Raw genomic sequence first — 2773 nt, forward strand, 5'->3', positions numbered from 1 at the left:
TGCTTCAATTCCTTATGAAGAAGCTTTACAATTTTATCTTTATCTTTTATTTTTCCTTCAATTTTAACTAGTACTTTCTTATCATTAACAAGCAGCAAGCTTGGAAAGATTTTAACCTCTTTTTTCCACTGGCCTTTATCATGTGAAATTTCCATATTTGAAACCTGTTCGGGAAATTCTTTTTTTAAATCCAAAAGCGCATCATAATAAGCCACTTCCTGCTCCATATGCTCGTCATCAGAAAAAAAGATGAGCTTGAGGTGGCGTTGGTTGACGCTTTGATGATGCTGGTCAGGCATGATGTGAGATAAAGAACATCCACTCGTCAAAAAAAGGAAACAAATTGCGGCGGTGAATATTGCTCGAAACCACATGACGTCTCTTCACCTCTCTATATAATGCAAGCCGATTTTCCTGTTCGATTAGTAAACAATTCCTATTTTATCATGATAATTGAAATAATCTTTCGTTGTTACCCATTTGTTACACAATTGATAACTGCTGTTTTATTTATGAGATGTTGTAGGTTGAACGTATTTGCTAGGTACATAGTCGGGATCAGCGGGGAAGCGTTCTGCTTAAGCTTTAAGCAGGAATACATATATAACAGGAATGGTCTTTTTTTAAAAAAGAGCAAAAATGATTTAAATGTGTTATACAATTTACCGTTGACAATATCAATGTGACATAATATTATAGAGATAACAAATTTAAACGCTTCCATTTTGAAAAGAAAAGGGGAATGTAAGATGGGCACGATCGTTTGTCAAGACTGCAATGAAACCATTCAGCATTTTGAAGATGAAAAAGTGACGATTCTTTACGGAACGTGCGGACAGTGCAACTGCCATCTTAGAGAGGAAGAATAGAAAAAAGCATGCGGCTATTTAAGTGCCGCATGCTTTTATGTTTTTACAGGATGGCTTGCTGTTCTTTAATGACGCGGATCATATGGAGAGTGTCATCTTCCGGTCCTTGAACAGGCAGCCCTGCTTCCAGATTCTTTTCGATGTAATTGATATTATCCTCGGTAATGATCTCCCCTGGAATGAAGATCGGTATCCCTGGCGGATAAACCATAACAAATTCGGCAATGATTCTGCCAGCTGCTTTTTTGAAGGGGATAATTTCCGTGTTTGCATAAAAAGCGTCACGCGGTGTCATCGCAAGCGCCGGAATGTTTGGCAGAAGCACTTCAGGCTTGCGTCTGTTTTCCGCAGCTGAAGCGGCCTGTTGAGCGATGTCGGTTAAGCCTTTGATCAACGCATCCGCATCCTCTTTCCGGTCTCCCGGTGTAAAAATGCACAGGATGTTGTATAAGTCAGAAAGCTCCACTTCGATTTGGCATGACTCGCGCAGCCATTTTTCCACATCATGGCCGGTCAGGCCGAGATCTTTCACTGAAATGATCAATTTGGTCGGATCATAATCAAAAGCCGCTTTGGAGCCGAGGATTTCCCTTCCGACGCATGAAATGCCGTTGATATCATTGATGCGCTTCCTTGTTTCATCAGCGAGCTTAATCGTTTGTTCGATCAGTTCGTGTCCCTCTGTGGCTAAGCGTTTTCTTGCGACATCAAGTGAAGCGAGCAATAGATAGGAGGTCGATGTCGTCGTCAGCATGCTTAAAATCGATTGAACCCTTTCCTTTGAAACAAGTCCTTCTTTCATATTGAGAATCGAGCTTTGGGTAAGGGATCCTCCGAGCTTATGAACGCTTGTCGCCGCCATATCCGCTCCGGCCTGCATTGCCGAAAGAGGCAGATCTTCATGGAAGTGGATGTGAACGCCGTGCGCTTCGTCAACAAGCACAGGGACATGAAATGAATGAGCCAGTTCCACGATGCTTCTTAAGTCCGCAGCTATGCCGAAATAAGTCGGGTTGATGACGAGGAGCCCTTTTGCGTCAGGATGCTCAAGCAGCGCTTTTTTCGCTGATTCAGGGGTGATTCCGTGTGAAATCCCCAGCTCATCGTCGATTTCCGGATGGATGAAGATCGGTATTGCGCCTGAGAAGACGATCGCTGACATCACCGATTTATGAACATTTCTCGGCACGATGATTTTGTCCCCGGGGCCGCATACGGCCATGACCATCGTCATGATGGCGCCGCTCGTTCCCTGAACGGAAAAAAACGTGTAGTCGGCTCCGAATGCTTCAGCCGCCAGATCCTGCGCCTGTTTGATAATTCCTTTCGGTGCGTGCAGATCGTCGAGAGGCTCGATATTGATTAAATCTATGCTTAATGCGTTTTCTCCGATAAACTCCCTGAATTCAGGGTCCATCCCAGAGCCTTTTTTGTGCCCCGGTATATGGAACTGGATCGGGTTTTTGCCGGCGTGTTTTTTTAATCCGGTATATAGGGGTGTTTCGTGCTGCAACAATTGTTTTCCCACCTTCATGATAAACCTGCTATTTCCTTAAAGACTATTCTTTATCAAAAATCGTTGAGTTATTTTGCGTTTTTGCTTGATGGCATAAAACAAATGAATTATATTATGTTCTTGAAAGAATGTAAAGAACATTTTATCATCTTTCCTGTAAGGGCTTCTATGTCCCTTTGGATAGTCGCAAAAAAGAAAACCAATACTAAAGTTAAACAAGCCGTCAGGCCGAACTGCACAAGGAGATGAACCAAATGGAAGAAGGGTACCAATATCCGATGAATGAAGACTGGAGCACAGAGGAAGCGATAGATGTCATATCGTTTTTTCAGACGGTTGAGCTCGCTTATGAAAAAGGCGTAGAGCGCGACGTGCTGATGAGTGCTTA

3 protein-coding genes and 1 pseudogene are annotated in these 2773 nt (G+C 43.1%); 2 read left to right on the plus strand and 2 right to left on the minus strand.

The features are described from left to right. A pseudogene (locus BTA31_RS23480) lies at nucleotides 1-227 on the minus strand (hypothetical protein); the annotation flags it as partial. Between the two features lie 522 nt (nucleotides 228-749). Here BTA31_RS23480 and BTA31_RS22065 point away from each other — a divergent pair. Further along, complete coding sequence (locus tag BTA31_RS22065; RefSeq protein WP_020451249.1) at nucleotides 750-869, plus strand: GapA-binding peptide SR1P; 120 nt, start codon at nucleotides 750-752, stop codon at nucleotides 867-869. A gap of 43 nt (nucleotides 870-912) precedes the next feature. Here the strand turns inward: BTA31_RS22065 and BTA31_RS22070 are convergent, their stop codons facing one another. Then, on the minus strand, nucleotides 913-2385 hold the full coding sequence (locus BTA31_RS22070; RefSeq protein WP_094777459.1) for an aminotransferase class I/II-fold pyridoxal phosphate-dependent enzyme: 1473 nt from the start codon (nucleotides 2383-2385) through the stop codon (nucleotides 913-915). 254 nt (nucleotides 2386-2639) lie between these two features. Here BTA31_RS22070 and BTA31_RS22075 point away from each other — a divergent pair. Next, nucleotides 2640-2773 (plus strand): UPF0223 family protein (locus BTA31_RS22075; RefSeq protein ID WP_193427271.1); only part of this gene is annotated, 134 nt, incomplete at its 3' end.

Source organism: Bacillus haynesii (assembly GCF_001969855.1).
GTDB lineage: Bacteria > Bacillota > Bacilli > Bacillales > Bacillaceae > Bacillus > Bacillus haynesii.